This is a genomic window from Bacillus carboniphilus, from assembly GCF_039522365.1.
GTDB lineage: Bacteria > Bacillota > Bacilli > Bacillales > JC228 > Bacillus_BF > Bacillus_BF carboniphilus.
In genome coordinates this window covers 152,829-172,537 of sequence record NZ_BAAADJ010000022.1, presented here as the reverse complement: position 1 = coordinate 172,537, position 19,709 = coordinate 152,829, and the positions used below count along the sequence as shown (strand labels likewise).

17 protein-coding genes are annotated in these 19,709 nt (G+C 39.4%); all 17 read right to left on the bottom strand.

The window, feature by feature from the left end:
* Positions 1 to 68: 68 nt before the first annotated feature.
* The 17 genes from ABDZ91_RS12090 to ribF all read right to left on the bottom strand — a co-directional run bounded on the left by ABDZ91_RS12090 (position 69) and on the right by ribF (position 19,709).
* On the bottom strand, positions 69 to 1,169 hold the full coding sequence (locus ABDZ91_RS12090) for a BMP family lipoprotein (protein ID WP_343799305.1): 1,101 nt from the start codon (positions 1,167 to 1,169) through the stop codon (positions 69 to 71).
* A gap of 66 nt (positions 1,170 to 1,235) precedes the next feature.
* Positions 1,236 to 1,958 (bottom strand): GntR family transcriptional regulator, encoded by a 723-nt coding sequence (locus ABDZ91_RS12085; protein ID WP_343799303.1) that lies wholly within the window; start codon positions 1,956 to 1,958, stop codon positions 1,236 to 1,238.
* A gap of 227 nt (positions 1,959 to 2,185) precedes the next feature.
* A complete protein-coding gene (locus ABDZ91_RS12080) occupies positions 2,186 to 4,498 on the bottom strand; it encodes an FtsK/SpoIIIE family DNA translocase (protein WP_343799301.1) in 2,313 nt (770 codons plus the stop codon).
* A 76-nt stretch (positions 4,499 to 4,574) separates the two neighbouring features.
* Positions 4,575 to 4,811 (bottom strand): YlzJ-like family protein, encoded by a 237-nt coding sequence (locus ABDZ91_RS12075; protein WP_343799299.1) that lies wholly within the window; start codon positions 4,809 to 4,811, stop codon positions 4,575 to 4,577.
* Positions 4,808 to 5,551, bottom strand: coding sequence for a ClpP family protease (locus ABDZ91_RS12070; RefSeq protein ID WP_343799297.1), 744 nt, complete (start codon positions 5,549 to 5,551; stop codon positions 4,808 to 4,810). Before ABDZ91_RS12070 ends, ABDZ91_RS12075 begins: the two co-directional genes overlap by 4 nt.
* A 98-nt stretch (positions 5,552 to 5,649) precedes the next feature.
* Complete coding sequence (locus ABDZ91_RS12065) at positions 5,650 to 7,317, bottom strand: ribonuclease J (RefSeq protein ID WP_343799296.1); 1,668 nt, start codon at positions 7,315 to 7,317, stop codon at positions 5,650 to 5,652.
* Between the two features lie 148 nt (positions 7,318 to 7,465).
* Complete coding sequence (gene dapA / locus ABDZ91_RS12060) at positions 7,466 to 8,338, bottom strand: 4-hydroxy-tetrahydrodipicolinate synthase (RefSeq protein WP_343799295.1); 873 nt, start codon at positions 8,336 to 8,338, stop codon at positions 7,466 to 7,468.
* 14 nt (positions 8,339 to 8,352) lie between these two features.
* Entirely contained in the window at positions 8,353 to 9,606 is a 1,254-nt protein-coding gene (gene dapG, locus ABDZ91_RS12055) for an aspartate kinase (RefSeq protein WP_343799293.1), read from the bottom strand.
* A 63-nt stretch (positions 9,607 to 9,669) separates the two neighbouring features.
* A complete protein-coding gene (gene asd, locus ABDZ91_RS12050; RefSeq protein ID WP_343799291.1) occupies positions 9,670 to 10,728 on the bottom strand; it encodes an aspartate-semialdehyde dehydrogenase in 1,059 nt (352 codons plus the stop codon).
* A gap of 141 nt (positions 10,729 to 10,869) precedes the next feature.
* Positions 10,870 to 11,463 carry a dipicolinate synthase subunit B gene (locus ABDZ91_RS12045; protein WP_343799289.1) on the bottom strand — a complete coding sequence of 198 codons (594 nt, stop codon included), beginning with the start codon at positions 11,461 to 11,463 and terminating at the stop codon, positions 10,870 to 10,872.
* Positions 11,464 to 11,471: 8 nt separating this feature from the next.
* Positions 11,472 to 12,365 carry a dipicolinic acid synthetase subunit A gene (gene dpaA / locus ABDZ91_RS12040; RefSeq protein ID WP_343799287.1) on the bottom strand — a complete coding sequence of 298 codons (894 nt, stop codon included), beginning with the start codon at positions 12,363 to 12,365 and terminating at the stop codon, positions 11,472 to 11,474.
* A 900-nt stretch (positions 12,366 to 13,265) separates the two neighbouring features.
* On the bottom strand, positions 13,266 to 13,523 hold the full coding sequence (locus ABDZ91_RS12035; protein WP_343799285.1) for a YlmC/YmxH family sporulation protein: 258 nt from the start codon (positions 13,521 to 13,523) through the stop codon (positions 13,266 to 13,268).
* A gap of 124 nt (positions 13,524 to 13,647) precedes the next feature.
* Complete coding sequence (locus tag ABDZ91_RS12030; RefSeq protein ID WP_343799283.1) at positions 13,648 to 14,901, bottom strand: M16 family metallopeptidase; 1,254 nt, start codon at positions 14,899 to 14,901, stop codon at positions 13,648 to 13,650.
* A 33-nt stretch (positions 14,902 to 14,934) separates the two neighbouring features.
* A complete protein-coding gene (locus ABDZ91_RS12025; RefSeq protein WP_343799280.1) occupies positions 14,935 to 15,912 on the bottom strand; it encodes a polysaccharide deacetylase family protein in 978 nt (325 codons plus the stop codon).
* A 111-nt stretch (positions 15,913 to 16,023) separates the two neighbouring features.
* On the bottom strand, positions 16,024 to 18,138 hold the full coding sequence (gene pnp, locus ABDZ91_RS12020; protein ID WP_343799278.1) for a polyribonucleotide nucleotidyltransferase: 2,115 nt from the start codon (positions 18,136 to 18,138) through the stop codon (positions 16,024 to 16,026).
* A 222-nt stretch (positions 18,139 to 18,360) separates the two neighbouring features.
* Positions 18,361 to 18,630: a 30S ribosomal protein S15 gene (gene rpsO / locus ABDZ91_RS12015; protein ID WP_343799276.1), complete on the bottom strand. Its 270-nt coding sequence runs from the start codon at positions 18,628 to 18,630 to the stop codon at positions 18,361 to 18,363.
* 140 nt (positions 18,631 to 18,770) lie between these two features.
* The gene (gene ribF, locus ABDZ91_RS12010) at positions 18,771 to 19,709 is read right to left on the bottom strand and encodes a bifunctional riboflavin kinase/FAD synthetase (protein WP_343799275.1); all 939 of its coding nucleotides are present in this window, start codon (positions 19,707 to 19,709) and stop codon (positions 18,771 to 18,773) included.

The following is a 19,709-nucleotide window of genomic DNA, read 5'->3' as shown; positions in this document are numbered from 1 at the left end:
AGCCATTAAGGAAAAAAGGCCGGTAATGCACCGGCCTATTTGATTTAAAAGGTCTTATTGTGTAAACCTTAAAGTTCGAAGTTGTTAAATTCTTCTTCGTTCTTAGGTACTTCGATTTCACCGCTTTGGATTTTTCCAGTCCACTCTTCAACTGCTGACAGAATGTCTTCTGTTAGATTATCTTGTGTTGGAGCAATTCCAATACCGTTTTCGTCGATACCGTACTCAATGATTTCTCCACCTGGAAATTCACCATTTTTAGCTTTTTCAGCAAGGTCTTTAACTGCAACGTCTACACGCTTAACCATAGAAGTTAACGTTACGTTTACAGTTTCTCCACTATCTAGAGTAAGCTCACCTTCAGGAGCTTGGTCCATATCAACACCGATTACCCATACTTCACGATCTGGGTCATTTTTCTTGATATCTTTTGCTTCCGTGAATACACCGTTACCAGTTGCACCAGATGCATGGTAAATTACATCAACACCAGAGCCATACATTGTAGCTGCAATTGTTTTACCTTGGTCAGGCTTATCAAATGCACCCGCATAAGTTACATCAACAGTAGCATCTGGGTTAACTGCTTGTACTCCAGCGCGGAATCCATATTCAAACTTGTTAATAAGCTCACTGTCAATTCCACCAACGAAACCGATTTTGTTTGTTTTCGTTGTAAGACCAGCTACTACACCAACTAAGAATGAACCTTGGTGCTCTTTGAAAGTGATGCTAGCTACGTTGTCTAATTCAACAACATCATCTACAATTGCAAAATTTGTATCAGTTCTTTGGCCTGCAACTGTTGTGATTGCATCTTTTAATTTATAACCAATACCGTAGATAAGATTAAAATCTTCACGTACTAGAGTATTTAAGTTTGTTGCATAGTCTGCATCATTTTTGGATTGTAGGTAATGGTACCCAGAAGTACCTTGCTCAAGACCGTTTTCAGAACCGAATTCTTTAAGACCTGTCCATGCTGATTGGTTGAAAGATTTATCATCTACTCCACCAACGTCCGTTACCATTGCAACTGTAAATGCATCTTCTGTTCCTTCGTTATTACCTTGAGTACCTTCTTCTTTTTCAGCATTTCCACAAGCGCCTAGGAATGTACCTGCAGCTAAAACGAGTGAAAGTACTAGACCATATTTACGTTTTTTCAAGGTTTTGACCCTCCTATTGTTATTAAACTTCATTTAGTAGTGTATGCTTAATCGCTTCTTTCATGGTTATCGTCTTCTTACCACTTGGAAGCGAAAGGCATCGGCTCGAAAGTAGTTCACGGAATACAATACAGGTCTGTCATTTTCATCATAATGGAGTTGTTTAAGTAACAAAAGTGCGGTTTCAGGGTCGCAATTAAGAATAGGTGAAATTTTTTCATGATACCCAATGGGTTCTATTTCAGAGACCGCATAGGTTATCTTACAATTCGCCCTTTGTTCTAGTAGTTTGAAGATAGAGTCCTGATTATGTGTAAATGAATCAGATAAAATAGACCTTGGAATTTTATCAAGACAGTACACGATAGGCTCTCCATCCGCTGTGCGTACCCTTTCAATCATGAGTAAGTCTTCTCCATTTTTGAGCGAAAAACGACGCTGATCCTCTTCTGTGGAACCGATATCACTTGAATTTAAAAAAATAGTTCCTGGACGTAGCCCGGCATTTTCAATCATGCCAGTTACACTATTTAACTGTTCAATCCCTGAGTTTAATATTGGTTTGGAATTGACGAAAGTTCCTACTCCATGCCTACGAACTATCACATTCTCTTCTTCCAATACTCGAAGAGCTTCTCTTAGTGTTGCGCGGCTGACCCCTAGTTGTTTGGATAATTCAAACTCTGAAGGTAACCGTTCCTTCATCTTGTATGTACCCTCTTCGATACTCTGTTTCAACTTGTCAATCACTTGAAGGTACAAGTGGCGTTGGTCGGGTTTTACAGTCATAGTGGTCCTCCAGCATTTCTACTTTTTCAAACTCAAAGTATTCCTACTAACCGAAAATACTATATCATTTTTCGACCTATTAATAAATAGTGTTATACCATTTTTGTCGAATATTGATATATGATTCGCTACTCGAAGTAATTAAATGCAAAAGAACCATACTTTTTCGGATTGCTAGTATGGTTCTTTCTATCGTTATTTTTGTATTTTTTCAACTTCGATTCCTTTTAAGAAGGTGTTGCCTCATCGCTTGATTTAGTGACAAGGACCGTTCTTGGTTTACTTCCTTCATAAGGTCCTACAATACCACGTAATTCCATTTCATCAATCAGGCGAGCTGCTCTAGTATATCCAATCCTAAAGCGTCTTTGTAGCATGGAGACAGAAGCGGATTGCATATCAACAACTAAGTCAACTGCATCCTCATATAATTCGTCATCTACTTCCTCTCGATTCTCCACGACCTCTTCTGGAATCATATCCTCGTTGTATTGTGCTTTTTGCTGAGCGACAACATACTCTACAATTTCCTCTACTTCTTCGTCGGACATGAAGGCCCCTTGAATACGGGTAGGTTTCGCAGCACCTACTGGTAGGAAAAGCATATCTCCTCTTCCAAGTAGTTTTTCTGCTCCTCCCATATCAAGAATCGTTCGGGAGTCGGTTTGGGAAGAAACTGCAAAGGCAATACGCGAAGGAATATTCGCTTTGATGACTCCTGTAATAACATCTACAGATGGACGCTGAGTAGCGATTATTAGATGAATGCCAGCTGCACGAGCCATTTGCGCTAAACGAGTAATAGAATCCTCCACATCATTCGAAGCAACCATCATTAAATCTGCTAACTCATCCACAATAACGACGATGAATGGCAATAATGGTTGTTTTTCTTCATTCTCAGCATTCTGTTTTCTTACAAGTTCGTTGTACCCTTCAATGTTTCTTGTACCTGTATGAGAGAATAACTCATAGCGTCTTTCCATTTCACTTACGACTTTTTTAAGTGCCTGTGATGCTTTTTTGGCATCTGTTACAACTGGCGCAAGTAAATGAGGGATTCCATTGTACACATTGAGTTCAACCATTTTAGGGTCAATCATCATAAGTTTTACCTCATGTGGCTTTGCCCGCATTAAAATACTGGTAATTATGCCATTGACACATACACTCTTCCCTGAACCCGTTGCTCCTGCTACTAAAAGATGCGGCATTTTGTTCAGTTCGGCAAACACAGCTTCCCCCGTAATATCTCGTCCTAAGCCAATCAATAACTTCGATTCAGGTTTTTCAGTTGCTGTCGCATCCAATACTTCGCGAAGACTAACCATTGCCACCTCTGAATTCGGGACTTCAATTCCAATTGCCGATTTTCCAGGTATCGGGGCTTCAATCCGAATATCTTTCGCAGCTAAAGCTAAAGCTAAGTCATCCGATAAGTTTACAATTTTACTAACCTTAACACCAATATCTGGATATACTTCATACTTCGTAACGGCAGGTCCAATATGAACCTGTGTTACTTTGGCTTTAACTCCAAAGCTTTGGAACGTTCTTTCAAGCTTCGCTGCATTAGCATGAATAAGCTCATATTCCCCACTTTGGTCAGATTGCTTTGGAGCATGTAACAAACGCAGTGGTGGTAGTTGGTAATCTTTATTCTCTACTTCACTAAATTGAATGGCAGGAACAATATCACTGGATGTATCGGTTGCTTCTTCATCCTTGGATGATTTCTTTTCTTTTGGCTGATCGCTGTTTCGATAAGCGACTTCTGCAAAGTTCGAAATAATCGGCTCTTCTCGTGGCTCTGGCTGAAGCTGAACCACTTCAACTTCTTCCTCATCCTCTGTTTGATTCTCACGCTCTTCTTGTTTATGTTGCTTTTTTTCTTTTCGTTTTACTTTATATGTAGACATATCTTTTTTAAACATGGACCATTGTTTCTTAAAGAACGCACTTGCCCTTTCTATACCTTTCCCAAATAAATCTCCAAACGTCTTCCCGGTAAGGAGGGCTAGTCCAATCATAATCAATACAACAGCTAAAATCTTGGTCCCTAATGAATCCACTAAGAAAAAAGAGAAAGCGAAAACAAATGCCCCCACCATACCTCCACCTAAATCATGGGTTGACGTTTCACCATCTACATCCATCCAGAACAATTCCCAAGTATTTGATATGACACTTGGGTGCTGAATCGAATTTTGCGTTACTAGTAGCTCAAATAAGGTGACATGGCTTAACAACAGAAGGGAACAGGTTATAATATAGATCCCTAGTAATCTCCGACTCAAAAGGTAGGGCCATTCCCTTTTCCACATAAATTGAAAACTTAATAAAATCATTGCTAATAACAAGAGTACATACCATTCTCCAAAAAAGAATCGAAAAACAAATATAACGGCTTTACCAATGACACCCAAATCTAATGCTGCAACTAAAGTTACTGCCAACAGTAGTAGGGCTGCTATCTCATATTTTACCGTTCTTTTCAGTTCTTTTCGGGATGCACTTTTTCTCTTTTTCTTTTTAGACATACCATCACCTATCTAATTCCAACATTATGTACTAAATAAGCAGCCAAAAAGTGGCTGCTTCTAGATGTCCATTATATCATAATTGACCTTGTTGTGGTGTAAACGATATTCTTGTACCTGGACAACAATCATCTCTTAGAAAGTGACTAGGATCACTACTCATTACTTTGACAATCCTATAGCTAAATCCTTCCTCTTCCTGCTCCACTAGGACCGGAATTCCATTGTGTTCCATCATCATTTGCTTACCATAAACATTTGAGTCTGTAGGAAATATTTGCTCATGTGGTACCGTTGTATACAATACACTCATTGCACTAGTCCTTCCTGGTCTTGTGATCCTTTATGCTGCTCCACTAATTCGTTCAACTTTTTCAATGCCAATCCAATTCCACCGACTTCGTCAATTAACCCGTACTTTACAGCGTCTTTTCCCACAACGTTAGTTCCGATATCTCTTGTTAGGTTTCCTTTAGCAAACATTAAGTCCTTAAATTTTTCTTCTGTAATATTAGAATGTTCGGTAACAAAACGAACGACTCTTTCTTGCATTTTATCCAAATATTCAAAGGTTTGTGGTACCCCAATAACTAACCCAGTTAGGCGAACTGGATGGATGGTCATTGTGGCGGTTTCTGCGATAAAACTGTAGTCACAAGATGTGGCGATTGGAACACCAATAGAGTGACCGCCTCCTAATACTAATGAGACTGTTGGTTTTGATAGGGATGCAAGCATTTCAGAAATAGCTAATCCTGCCTCTACATCTCCACCTACAGTGTTTAAAATGACGAGTAATCCCTCAATATTTGGGTTTTGCTCGATTGCTACAATTTGCGGAATCACATGTTCATACTTCGTTGTTTTATTTTGTGGAGGTAATTGCATATGTCCTTCAATTTGCCCGACAATCGTTAGACAATGAATCTTTGTATCCGTTGGCATTTGTGGAACATTGGTTTGACCTAGTTGTTGGATTTTATCCAACAAACCTGATTTTTGTTCGTCTTTTTGGCCCTCTTGTTCTGGTTGTTTGTTTGAGTTTGTAAACATACAAAAATCCCCTTTCAACAAAGGTTATAGGACTAGTATGAACCTGAAGATGAAATTCATTCTAGAAAGTCCAAACCTTTGGAAGGGGATTTGTTTTTTTACACTTCCATAATAATCGGTAAGATCATTGGGCGTCTTTTTGTTTTTTCAAAGAGATAGGAATATAGTTGATCTCGGATGTTTTGTTTTAGTGAAGCCCAGTCAATATGTTTGGACTCCAGCAGTGTTGTTTCTACGATTTCTTTTACCTTCGTTGCGGATTCTTCCATTAGCTTTTCTGATTCTCTTACGTATACAAAACCTCTTGATAATACCTCTGGTCCTGCCGTGACTTCTTTCTTCGCTTTGTTAATGGTAACAACAATGATGAAGATTCCGTCCTGCGACAGGAGCTTACGGTCACGCAGTACGATGTTCCCAACATCTCCCACACCAATTCCATCAATGAGAACATTGCCAGCTGGGACTTTTCCAATTTGGGAGATCCCTTTCTCACTACATTCAATGATATCTCCACGGTCTGGAATGAGAATATTTTCAGGAGAAATACCAGCTTCTTTTCCGATTTTAGCATGTGCATATAAAGCTCTATATTCTCCATGTACCGGAATGAGGTATTTGGGTTGCATTAAATTCATCATGAGTTTAAGGTCTTCTTGACTACCGTGTCCATCTGCTCTTAAATGTTTATGAGATGAAATAACATGAGCACCCGAACGACTTAATAAATCAAGTGTTCTATATACAAACACTTCACCACCCATTGGTACTGGAGTGGATAGGAGAACCGTATCACTCTCATCAATGTGAATGGTGCGATGTTGTTTCTTCGCCATTTTTTGAAGTGCTTCTAGTAAGTCGCCTTGGCTACCCGTGACTAAAATGACTAATTCATGATCCTCATACTTACGCATTTCATCTGTTGAGATATGAATGTCTTCTGGTACATTCAAATAACCTCCGTTAATGGCACCTTCAAAGAATCGCTTCAGTTGTTTTCCAAACACAGCTACTTTTCTATTATTCTCGTAAGCTGCATCAAAAACTTGTTGAATTCTGATCAAATCAGATGTATAACAGCCAACAATCATACGGCCATTTGCTCCACCAAATGCATTTGACATTTCTTTATAAAGAAATGCATCAGAGGTTGTGTATCCAGGTGTTTCTGCTTGCATACTGTCCGATAAAAGACAAAGGACCCCGCTTTGTCCAATTTGAGCCATCTTTCCAAGATCTGCACGGTACTTCCCTGTTGCCGATTGATCAAACTTAAAATCACCTGAATAGACAATGGCACCTTGATCTGTATGTATGCATATCCCAAACGAATCTGGAATCGTATGGTTTGTCCTAAAGAAAGATACCTTCGTCTCCCCGAATGTAAGATCACGATTGGAATCAATCTCAAAAAAGCGATGTTTTCCTTTATAACCGTGCTCTTTTAACTGAGCTTTTGCTAAGGTCAGAGTAAGTTTTGCACCATAGACTGGGCATTGTACATGCCTTAATAAAAATGGTAAGGCCCCAATTTGATCGTCGTGTCCATGAGAAAGGAAGATAGCCTTCACTCTCGCTTTATTTTCAATTATGTATGTTAAGTCAGGAATTACAATATCAATTCCCAGCATTTCATCTTCTGGCATCATGTATCCACTATCTAAAATAAATAACTGATTTTCAACCTCAACCACGTACATGTTTTTACCGATTTCTCCTACTCCACCAAGTGGAATAATCCGTATGTTCTCTATTTGTGTTGTCAAAGTTAGTCCTCCTAGGTTGTTTTAAGCCGTACCTCTTATTCCTTACATTATAATGGATGAGGGAAAAGCTTTACAATATCTATTCATGTCGAAACGTGACAGATTTTCGAAGCGCAAAATCCGCGAAAAAACCACCAAAACTGGTGGTTTATAGTGTGTTTATAACATTCATTAATGCCGTTCTTTCTTCTTCCACTAAAGGTATTAACGGAAGTCTTACGGATCCAACGTCAAGGCCTTTTAATTGAAGAGCTGTTTTTACTGGCACTGGACTTGGTGCTTTAAAGAGCTCATTCATGATTGGTAATAATTTTTGATGAAGCTTTGCTGCTTCCCCTACATTTCCGGATAGGAAAAATTGAATCATTTCTTGCATTTCATTTCCAATGATGTGAGATGCAACGGAAATAATACCAGTTGCCCCGACAGAAAGAGATGGAATAGTCAAACCATCATCCCCACTATAAAGTGCGAACTCATCAGGTGTCCCAGCAATAATTTCTGTCATCACATCAAGGTCACCACTTGCTTCTTTGACTGCCACAATATTAGGAATTTCAGCAAGCTTAATAACGGTTGCCGGTGCCATATTTGTTACCGTCCGGCCAGGAACGTTATATAGCATGACTGGAAGAGATGTACCTTCCGCAATCGTTTTAAAATGCTGATACAAACCAGCTTGATTTGGCTTATTGTAGTAAGGAACAACTAACATACAAGCATCAACGCCAGCAGCTTCTGCTTTTTTAGTTAATTCTAACGTAGCATAAGTGTTATTCGATCCTGTTCCCGCAATAACTGGTACTCTTTTGTTCACGACTTTAACAGCATGGCGGAATAGTGCAATCTTCTCTTCAGATGTTAAAGTTGGAGATTCCCCTGTTGTACCACCAACTACTAAAGAGTCCGTTCCATTTGCCAAAAGATATTCAATCAGTTGCGTTGTTTTGTTAAAATCGATATTCCCTTTACTATCAAATGGCGTAACCATTGCTGTAGAAACTCTACCAAACAAAGCCATCAAACCACTCCCTTTTATGGATTTTGTAGATAAGTTGCATCTATGTCAACTGTGTCTTTTTCTAGTTCAAATGCATCATGCAGTGTGTTGACAGCAGCTTTTAAGTCTGTTTCTTTAACCAGAACCCAAATTGTTGTATGACTATCTGCAGATTGTAAAATACGAATCCCCTCATCAGAGAGTGCTGACACAATCTTTGCAGCTACTCCAGGGACTCCATTCATACCTGCTCCAACAACAGATACTTTTGCACAACTTCTTTCGTACTTAGGCTCAAGGCCGATGGAACGAAGCGTGTTCAAAGCCTTTTCTGTTACACTGTCCAGAACCGTATAAACCACACCATTTGGTGAAATGTTGATTAAATCAACGCTTATTTGTTCCGCAGCCATTGCTTTAAATACTTTCGACTGCAAATCGTATTCATCCTTCTTCGCAGCCACCTTAATTTGTGTAACTGGAGATAGATGTGCAATTCCTGTTACAGGTTTTTCTCTAACATCGATTCCACGGTTCCCTCTATCTAGTGTTGTAACTAAGGTACCAAGACTATCTGAATAGGTTGAACGAACTCGAATCGGAACCTTCGCCTGCATGGCAATCTCAACCGCTCTAGGATGAATTACCTTCGCTCCTTGATAGGCCATGTTACAAATTTCATTATACGTTACAACAGAAAGTGGTCTAGCCTTATCAGCAATTCGCGGATCGGCTGTCATGACTCCTTCCACATCTGTAAAAATATCAATCCATTCTGCGTTTAACGCAGCACCTAAAGCAGAGGCAGAAGTATCACTTCCACCACGACCAATCGTCGTCACTTCACCACTCTTGGAAGCACCTTGAAAACCAGCAACAATGACGGCATCATGATCTTCTAGTTCTTGAAGAAGTCTATCACATCTCATCTCGATAATTTTTGCTGAAGTATGATCTTGGTTCGTTCGAAAGCCTGCTTGGGCTCCGGTCAAGCTTGTAGCATTTAATCCTGCTTGCTTGCATTCATTCGAGAAAACTACACTCGAAATCACTTCACCACAGGATAATAAAAGATCCTGTTCTCTCTTGGAAACTAATACTTTTGAGCCATTCACTAAAGATAACAAAGAATCTGTAGAATACGGGTCACCCGCACGTCCCATAGCGGACACGACTACCACTACTTTATATCCTTCAGTTACAGCTTGCTTTACATGTGAAATGGCATGTTTTCTACTTTTTTCATTTTGAACCGAAGTACCACCAAATTTTTGTACAACGATCTTCATTCTTCCACCCCAATTATATCCGCTCAGAACCTTATTTGTTATTACCTTTTATTCTATGCAACTTTATGCTTTTTTGCTCAACAAACCTTGCTTGGCAAGAGACCAAGCTATTTGCACAGAATTCCATGCTGCACCTTTGAGCAGATTGTCTGAAACAACCCATAAGTGGAAACCTTTATCTTCGTCTAAATCTTTACGAATTCGACCTACAAATACATCTGGTTTCCCTTCTGCAAAAAGTGGCATAGGGTAAATTTGTTCTTCTGGTTGGTCCTCCAAAGTTACACCTTCCGCATCACGTAACAATGACCGTAATTCCTCTGTTGTGACGCCTTCTTTTTCCACTTCAACATATACAGACTCAGAATGCCCCGCAACAACAGGTAAACGAACACATGTTGCTGCCACTTTCAATTCAGGCATGTGCATAATCTTCTTCGTTTCGTTAATCATTTTCATCTCTTCATACGTAAAGCCATTATCTTGAAAGACATCAATCTGTGGAATGGCATTAAACGCGATCGGATAATGCTTTTTATCACCTTTTACAGGAAGAAGCTGAGGCTCTACCTCTTCTCCCTTTAGCATCGCATCCGTTTGACTTTTTAACTCTTCAATTGCAGAATGACCTGCACCTGAAACAGCTTGATATGTGGAAACTACTACTTTTTTCAAGCCAAGTGCTTTTTTGATAGGTTCTAATGCAACCACCATTTGAATGGTTGAACAGTTTGGATTTGCAATAATTCCATTATGGTTGTGCAAATCTACTTCATTCACTTCTGGTACGACCAATGGAACATTCGGATCCATTCTGTAGGCACTTGTGTTATCCACTACAATAGCTCCTCGCTTAACAGCTTCAGGAGCTAATTGTTTGGATACACTTCCACCAGCACTAAATAAAGCAACATCTACACCCTCAAAGCTTTCAGGTTTTGCTTCTTGAACTGTATATTCTTGACCCTTAAACACAATCTTTTTACCAGCTGAACGAGCTGAAGATAGTAAGGTTAATTGACTAATAGGAAAGTCTAATGCTTCTAATGTGTGTAACATTTGTTCGCCAACTGCTCCTGTTGCACCTACAACAGCAACATGATATTGATTTATTGTACTCATCGGGATCTCCCTTTCCGATATGATGTTTAAACTATACTGGAATGTCTTTATTTTACCATACTAAAGCGCATGGTTACATAAAGGATTCATTTACTATATCACCATTTTTCTATGATTGAAAGGGACTTGCTACTTAAACAGTTAACCCTTATATCTTTCTAGTAATACAGGCTGGTACTGTTTTCCTTCTAATGCAGCTAATACCGTTTCTTTTAATAAAGTCATCTGTGCGACCATTGACTTTGGCTTACCAAACGGATCATCCTGACCAAATGGGATAAAATAAATATCCTTCGCAGCCATTAGCTTCATTAAGTTCACACCATTCAACCCAAGGGCATCGTTTGTAGAAATTCCAAGTACAACTGGTCGATGATTACGAAGGGTTGCCTTCGCTGCCATTAGCGGTGGCGAATCTGTTAGAGCGTTGGCAAATTTACTCATGGAGTTCCCCGTTAAAGGAGCTATGACCATACAATCCAGGGGATTTTTTGGTCCAAGTGGTTCTGCAGCTACAATTGAATCTACAACCTTCTGACCTGTAACCTCTTCAATTTTTCTGATCCACTCTGCACCTTCTCCAAAGCGTGTATCCGTACTTTTTACGGTAAAAGAAACAACAGGAACAACCTCTGCTCCTTCGTTCACTAATCTCTCAATCTCCGGGAAAACTTCCTCATACGTACAATGGGACCCTGTAATTCCAAATCCAATTCTTTTTCCTTTTAAACTCATATGAAAGCTTACTCCTTTCCATTTTTAAAATCATGCTCTAATAGCTGAGAAAGGACATTTGCTAAAATCTGGCCAGCTGTTTTAGGAGCAACAATACCTGGAAGGCTTGGTGCTAATAGTGCTTTAATTCCTCTTTTTTCTGCATATCTAAAATCCGTCCCACCCGGTTTTGAAGCAAGATCTATAATCAGAGTATGGGCAGGCATTTTAGCAATCACATTTGCTTTTACAACTAAGACTGGAATGGTGTTAATACAAATATCCACGTCCTTCACTACCGATTCAAGGTCATCAAGGTGAAATGGCGTTAATCCCATTTCTGTTATTCTTGCAATATGCTCAGTCTTTCTAGCACCAACCTTTACCTTTGCCCCTAAGGAGGCAAAAGTGCGAGCTACACTCATTCCCACTCTTCCAAGCCCTAGCACTAATACATTTGAGCCATGAATGGTAAAATCCGTGTGCTGAATGGCCATCATAATGGTTCCTTCAACCGTTGGAATGGAGTTGTAAATCGCAACATCATCACGTGAAAATAATTGAACCAATTTTCGATTCGAACTTGAAATAATGCTATCTAAATACGGATTGGATATTCCTGAATAAATGGTGCAATGCTTAGGGGTTTGGATTAGAAGCTCTTCCGTAAGCACGATTTTTTCATTCGAGAAAATCGTATCCACTTGACCCTCCTGATCCGTTCCTCTCACAGGTAAAATAATGGCATCCATTTCTGAAAAATTGGCTTCCGATACTTTTTCTTTGACCGCCCCAGTATAAGCATGATCTAGTTGTTCAAAGCCAATCAGTGTCACTTTGGCATCCAGTTCATTCAGCATTTTTATAATCTCTAATTGGCGGGCATCCCCACCCATTACTGCTACGTGCATCCCTGTTAGCATGTCACTATCACCTTCTTTTTGTTTCCATCTGGAAGATTGAAAAGCGCGAGCACCTTGCTTCACCTCGGGCATAAAGCTTGAGAGGTGACTTCCTGAGCTAAACACTTATCTACGTTCAGAAGATAAACTCTCTGATGCAATACAAATAGAAAAATCATATTCCTTCATCAGTCTATGACCGACAGAGTTGTTCGGTGAGGATAGTTTTTGAAGAAAGAGAGAAAGGGAGAAATTTTGTGTGGAGATGAGTGGATGGGTTGATGTAATGGGGATTAGCTAGCGTTGATTGGAGGAGTTGGAATGCTTGGTTAATGGAAAATGCCGGTTGTGTAGGTAGTATTTTTTATAATATGGGGCTTTTTGGGGGAAGTTTTGGTGGGCTATCGGAAAACTTGACATTTCTATCGGAAACTTTAGGCACGGTATCGGAAAACTCGAGGCCACTATCGGAAACTTTTGACCCGCTATCGGAAAACTTGACACGTCTATCGGAAACTTTGGACACGCTATTGGAAAACTTGACGCTTCTATCGGAAACTTTTGACCCGATATTGGAAACTATGACTGAATTTAGTTATTTAACCGGCATTTTCATTAAATTCCTTTTGAACTAAAAATAGTTATGGCCAGCTAAACGCTTTTCAGAACTTCACAATCATTTTTCAGAACTAATCATCTGCTATTCAGAACTCAGAATCACTTTTTCAGAACTAATCTCATACAATTCGGAACTTAGTGCCATTTTTCAGAACTAATCCTTTATTATTCAGAACTCAGGGCCATTTATTCAGAACTAATCCATAATTAACCAAAATCCAGCGCCGCTTATTCTTAACTAAAAACCAAATCACAGCCTTCTGCCCCCTCCCAAAAGAAAAAACCGCCATCAGCGGTTTCAACTTACACAGTCTCTTCCAATGTATCTTCCTCTGGGATATCAATAATAATCATATCTGTACCAATCTTCTTAATATGTCTCCATGGTACTCGAATTTCGCCAGCATGCTTCTTGAAGCCAAACCATTTACCCGTTGGAATTAGTAACGCTATAATTTGTCCTTTTTCATTTAGTTCTAAATCGGTTTGTCCTAAGACTCCCAATCGCTCCGCCCGCTTCACATCGACAATTTCTTTCCCACTCAGCTCACTCAGTCGCATTTACTTCTCTCCTTTCAGATGTTGTCCTTATATATGTATACGTTTTAGACAAGGTTTAGAAGAGGGAGAATTGACCAACCTGCATAAAAAAATGCCTACTCCTTTATAGAGGAGTAGACATCCCTTACCCTTTTCCTTCTAACATGCTAGGTAACTTACCTTCCGGGCTAATGAGAGCAACTGAGAATTGATCTTCCGTGAAGACTTCATTGGCAATCGCTGCAACATCTTCCAAGGATACTGAGTCAATAGCCTCAACCATTTCGTCTAATGTACGATGGCGTTTTAAAACCAATTCATTTTTCCCGTTACGACTCATGCGACTATTTGTGCTTTCCAAGCCAAGCATGAGGTTTCCTTTTAATTGCTCTTTACTGTTACTTAACTCTTTTTCCGTAACCCCATCACGCTTTAACACCTTTAGTGTTTGATCGATGGTTTCATAGAGCGTATCTAATTGCTTTGCACCTGTCCCACCGTAGATGGTGAGAGAGCCGCTATCTTTATAGGAAGTATGATAGGAGAAAACGGAGTAAGCAAGACCTCTTTGTTCCCTTACTTCTTGGAATAAACGACTACTCATACTACCGCCCAAAATATTGTTTAAAACGATTAAGCCATAAATGTTTTCATGACCAACTGGATAGCCATTAAATCCTAAACATAGATGAGCTTGTTCCACATCTTTTTTTCTTGTGAAAAACTGATTATGGAATCCTGGCACTGCTTCCTCATCAGCATCCGTTTGAGTGACATGATAGTCTCCGAAGTAGCCTTCCGCTTCTTTAATAAAATCCTCGGAAATATTACCTGCAATCGAAATAACGACGTTTTCTGGTGTGTATCTCTTGTTCATGTAATCTCTTAGGCTGTCTCCATTAAAGGTCTGTAAAGTTTCTTCAGTTCCTAATATTGGATAGCCAAGAGAATGAGAGCCGTAAATGGCTTTACTTAAGATATCGTGGACAATATCGTCTGGTGTATCTTCGTACATTTTAATTTCTTCATATACCACATTTTTCTCTTTTTGTAGCTCTCCATCTTCAAAAGTAGAATTAAAGAACATATCTGCCAATACTTCAAGTGCGTAAAATGCATGTGTATCTAACACTTTTGCATAGTAGCAGGTATATTCCTTTGAAGTGAAGGCATTGACCTGACCACCAATAGAATCAAAGCTTTCAGCAATTTCTCTGGCACTTCTTGTTTTCGTACCTTTGAAAAACATGTGCTCCAAAAAGTGAGAGATTCCATTATCTTTTAATGTTTCATTCCTTGAACCCGTTCCAATCCAGACACCGATTGCAACACTTCGAACTGTTGGAATATTCTCTAGTACGATTCTTACTCCATTTTGACAAGTATACTTTGTAACCAAATAGTAGTCCTCCTCTAGCTGTCAAAATTGTCCCTATGGTTTTTGGGATAATCGTTGCTCTTCTTTTGTTGAAAGGATACGTTCTTCACTTAAGGTTCTTGTTACGGTTCCAAACTGATATCCTTTCTTCCTTGCTTCCGTAATCAGTGTTTCTAAGGAGTCTCTCGTAGACTGGGTTGGATGCATTAAAATGAGAGCTCCGTTATGTAACTTAGGTAACACCCTACCGAGCAGAACTTCTTTTGAAGGCTTCTGCCAATCAATCGTATCCACGCTCCACATGATGGTTTCCATGTTCATTTGCTTAGCTATTCCTACGGTTTCTTTTCTAAAGGCGCCTGATGGTGGTGCAAACCACACAGGTTTTATTCCTGTTGTGGCCTCAATGATGTCATTCGTCTTTGTTAATTCTTCGATTGTTTTAGCAGTTGGTAACGTTTCTAAATTCGGATGTGTATACGAATGATTTCCGATGTCATGATGACCTTCGGCTATCATTTTAGCAAGGTCTGGATTTTTTTGCACCCATCTGCCTTCCAGGAAGAAAGTTGCTTTAACATTATGCTTTTTTAATGTGGCTAATATATCCAATAAGTATTCCTCTCCCCAGGCAACATTGATCAATAATGAAATCATCGGTTTATCTGGATGACCTTTATAGATCGGTTCTGCTGGTAAATCACTTAAATGGACTTTTGGAGGAACTTGCTCATAGACCAGCAATTTCTCAATAAACTTACCTTCTTTTTTCATGTTGTCATAGGAAGCATCAATATTAACCTTCAGTCCATTGTAACCAGGGATTTTTTTCCACACAGGATCGACCTTAGCGTCCTTTGGTGGAATATAGACAGACTGAGCAAAGTCTTGTATTTCATTGTACAACTTTATATTTTTGCCAATGGGTACCGCGGTTTGTTTTAAACTAACGACATATTGCGTTGTCCAAGGATTTTGAATGATGAGTGTAGCTATTCCCATGACTAAAATCCATTTTAAAAATCGCTTCATACATACCTTCCCCCTTATTACCTTATTTAAAAGGTATGAAGAAAAGGGACAAGGTAGAACAGGTTAGCTTTTTTCTAATAAAAAGGCCAGGGTTTTTCTCCCCGACCTGACTTAAGCTTGTTCTTCTTTTTCTTTTTGTTCACGAAGAACGGCTTTTCTTGATAGGTTCACACGACCTTGTTTGTCGATCTCTGTTACCTTCACTAGTAGTTCGTCTCCAATTTTCACAACATCTTCTACAGATTTCACACGTTCTTCTGCTAATTCAGAAATGTGAACGAGTCCATCTTTACCACTGAAGATTTCTACGAAAGCGCCGAATTTTTCAATTCGTTTTACTTTACCAAGATACATTTGACCTACTTCTACTTCTCTTACGATGTCTTCAATGATTTTCTTCGCCTTTTGGTTCATTTCTTCATTTGTAGAAGAGATGAAGACTGTACCATCTTGCTCGATATCAATCTTTACGCCAGTTTCTTCAATGATTTTGTTAATTTGCTTCCCACTTGGTCCGATAACATCACGGATTTTATCTGGGTTAATAGCCATTTGAAGAATCTTTGGCGCATACGGAGAAAGCTCTCCTCTTGGAGTTGAAATCGTTGCAAGCATAGATTGTAAAATGTGCATTCTACCCGTTTTTGCTTGGTGTAGAGCTTCCTCTAGGATTTCACGAGAAAGTCCATCGATTTTAATATCCATTTGTAGTGCAGTTACTCCTTTTTCAGTACCTGCCACTTTAAAGTCCATATCTCCTAAATGATCTTCCATACCTTGAATATCAGATAGGATTGAATAATGTTCTCCAGATTTGATTAGTCCCATTGCAATACCAGCTACAGGAGCTTTAATTGGAACACCGGCATCCATCATCGCTAATGTACTTGCACAAATACTCGCTTGTGATGTAGAACCGTTTGATTCTAACACTTCAGATACAAGACGGACTGTATACGGGAATTCCTTTTCGGATGGTATAACTGGCTCTAGTGCTCTTTCACCTAGTGCACCGTGTCCGATTTCACGACGACCTGGTCCACGAATGAACCCTGTTTCCCCAACAGAGAAGTGAGGGAAATTATAGTGATGCATAAAGCGTTTAGATTCTTCAATACCTAACCCATCTAACACCTGTACGTCACCAAGCGCACCTAATGTACAAATACTAAGCGCTTGTGTTTGACCTCTCGTAAATAGTCCTGAACCATGTGTACGTGGAAGTAGACCTACTTCTGATGATAGAGGACGAATTACGTCAAGCCCACGCCCGTCTGGACGGACCTTATCTTCTGTAATCAAACGACGAACTTCTGATTTTACAATCTTTTGAAGGATTTCCTTCACTTGTTTAAGCGTATCATCATCTGCTTCTTCCGCTTCGTATTGCTCAACCACTTTCGTTTTAACTGCTTGAATCGCATCTTCACGAGCATGCTTTTCAACCACTTGAACAGCTTGTACCATTTCACTTTCACAAATAGAGCGGACCTTTGCTTCTAGTTCTTCATCCACTTTATAAAGTTTGACTTCCATTTTCTCTTTACCCATTGCCTTTTGAATTTCTTCTTGGAAAGCAATAAGCTTTTTAATTTCTTCGTGACCGAACATGATGGCCTCTAACATCGTTTCTTCAGGAACTTCATCCGCCCCTGCTTCAACCATGTTAATCGCATCTTTTGTTCCAGCAACTGTCAAGTTAATATCACTCTTTTCCATTTGTTCAACAGTTGGGTTAATCACAAATTGATTATCCACACGACCTACTACTACTCCAGCAATTGGCCCTTGGAATGGAATATCTGAAATTGTAAGCGCTAATGAAGAACCGAACATAGCGGCCATTTCAGATGAGCAGTCTTGATCCACACTCATTACAATACTTACAACTTGTACTTCATTACGGAAACCATCCGCAAATAAAGGGCGAATTGGACGGTCGATCAAACGGCTAGCTAAAATGGCTTTTTCGCTTGGTCTTCCTTCACGTTTAATAAAGCCTCCCGGAATTTTCCCAACGGCATATAGTCTTTCTTCATAGTTCACTGTTAGTGGGAAAAAGTCTAAGTTCTTTGGTTCCTTTGAGGCAGTAGCGGTGCTTAACACACCAGTATCTCCATAGCGTACTAGGACAGCGCCATTTGCTTGTTTTGCTAATTGACCGATTTCAACGGTCAGCTTACGGCCAGCCCAGTCCATGGAAAAGATTTGTTTCTCTTGTTCCATCTGTATTTGAAACCCCTCTCTAAATGAGGTTTAGTTCGTTCTAAACCCGTTTATTTTTGCTTCTTATTTACTAGTATACACTTTCCTTTTAAACCTTAAAATGAATTATGTATTTAATTAAAGGATGAATTATGTATAAATGAAAAAATTTATGTCATGAGTAAATAATTACCAGTATATCTTGGTATAAGAAAAAGCGGGATTAATCCCGCTTTCCACTTTTTATCTACGTAGACCAAGCTTGTTGATAAGCTCACGGTAACGTTGAACATCTTTATCACGAAGATAAGTAAGTAAATTACGACGTCTACCAACCATCTTCAAAAGACCACGACGAGAGTGATGATCTTTCTTATGAGTACGTAAATGTTCGTTTAGGTTGTTAATCTCTTCCGTTAGGACAGCGATTTGGACCTCTGGTGAACCAGTGTCACTTTCGTGAGTTTTGAACTCTTCAATCAATTCGCGCTTGCGTTCTTGAGTGATTGCCATCCTTTTCACCTCCTAAAATTTAAAATCCCCGGTTACTGAGCAACCGTTGGTGAGTCGAGTTGCCAAGCAACGGTTCAATACTACGTTACATAGCATACTATTTTATCCATAAAAAATCAAGCTTAGACGTTACTATCAGACTATTCTCTAAAAAAGGCCTTTGCATCCTCAGCATCCTGCTTTATTTGCCTAATCAATTCATCAATGTCAGGGAATTTTTTCTCATCACGAAGTCTCTTATGCCAACGAACCACAATGGTTTCGCCATATATATCCTCTGAAAAATCAAAAATATGGACTTCTGCCTGGGGTTCAAGTGGCCCATCATCAAATGTTGGTTTGTATCCGAAGTTACAGACTCCTATGTACCACTGACCCTTGACTTGAACTTGAACCGCATATACACCAACCGGTGGCTTTAATGAATCTTGATCGAGTTTTATATTCGCTGTCGGAAATCCGATTTGACGGCCACGTTTATGACCATGTATAACGGTCCCTTTTACAGAATAATATCGACCTAAAAACTCTTTTACCTTATCCATTCGCCCTTCTTTCAAAAACGAACGAATGGCCGTTGAGCTGACCTTGATTTCTTCCTTTTCGTACTTCTCTACTGTTGTTTGCGTAAACTTGCCCCTTGAGAATTCCGGCAATGTATCCATCTTTCCTTTTCCAAAACGACCATATGAAAAATCAAAGCCTGCTACTACATGCTGAACATTTAACCCAATGATAAATTGGTCCACAAATTCTTGTGGTTGTAATTTTGAAAACGCCTCCGAAAAGTTCACGACAAAAAGATAATCCACACCTAATGCTCTTATTTGTTCAATCTTTTCCTGCATGGGTGTAATCATTTCAACGTTTTGTACATTTTTCCCCAGTACTACGGATGGATGAGGATCAAATGTCATAACTGCACTTTTCATATTATGCGCTTTGGCATATTCAATCGCAGTCTTAATTACTTTCTGATGACCCAAATGAACGCCATCAAAAAATCCAATTGCCATTGCAGACTCTTGAAAATCTTCTTTATTATATGAATGAGGATAACTAACTGAAATGACTTCCAA

What these genes read in the sequence shown, in the direction of transcription:
- ABDZ91_RS12080 (WP_343799301.1), bottom strand. Translation starts at nt 4,498, where the DNA reads ATGTCTAAAAAGAAAAAGAGAAAAAGTGCATCCCGAAAAGAACTGAAA.
- rpsO (WP_343799276.1), bottom strand. Translation starts at nt 18,630, where the DNA reads ATGGCAATCACTCAAGAACGCAAGCGCGAATTGATTGAAGAGTTCAAA.
- asd (WP_343799291.1), bottom strand. Translation starts at nt 10,728, where the DNA reads ATGAGTACAATAAATCAATATCATGTTGCTGTTGTAGGTGCAACAGGA.
- dpaA (WP_343799287.1), bottom strand. Translation starts at nt 12,365, where the DNA reads ATGCTAACAGGGATGCACGTAGCAGTAATGGGTGGGGATGCCCGCCAA.
- dapA (WP_343799295.1), bottom strand. Translation starts at nt 8,338, where the DNA reads ATGGCTTTGTTTGGTAGAGTTTCTACAGCAATGGTTACGCCATTTGAT.
- ABDZ91_RS12075 (WP_343799299.1), bottom strand. Translation starts at nt 4,811, where the DNA reads ATGAGTGTATTGTATACAACGGTACCACATGAGCAAATATTTCCTACA.
- ABDZ91_RS12070 (WP_343799297.1), bottom strand. Translation starts at nt 5,551, where the DNA reads ATGTTTACAAACTCAAACAAACAACCAGAACAAGAGGGCCAAAAAGAC.
- ABDZ91_RS12035 (WP_343799285.1), bottom strand. Translation starts at nt 13,523, where the DNA reads ATGCGACTGAGTGAGCTGAGTGGGAAAGAAATTGTCGATGTGAAGCGG.
- ABDZ91_RS12025 (WP_343799280.1), bottom strand. Translation starts at nt 15,912, where the DNA reads ATGAAGCGATTTTTAAAATGGATTTTAGTCATGGGAATAGCTACACTC.
- pnp (WP_343799278.1), bottom strand. Translation starts at nt 18,138, where the DNA reads ATGGAACAAGAGAAACAAATCTTTTCCATGGACTGGGCTGGCCGTAAG.
- ABDZ91_RS12085 (WP_343799303.1), bottom strand. Translation starts at nt 1,958, where the DNA reads ATGACTGTAAAACCCGACCAACGCCACTTGTACCTTCAAGTGATTGAC.
- ABDZ91_RS12045 (WP_343799289.1), bottom strand. Translation starts at nt 11,463, where the DNA reads ATGAGTTTAAAAGGAAAAAGAATTGGATTTGGAATTACAGGGTCCCAT.
- dapG (WP_343799293.1), bottom strand. Translation starts at nt 9,606, where the DNA reads ATGAAGATCGTTGTACAAAAATTTGGTGGTACTTCGGTTCAAAATGAA.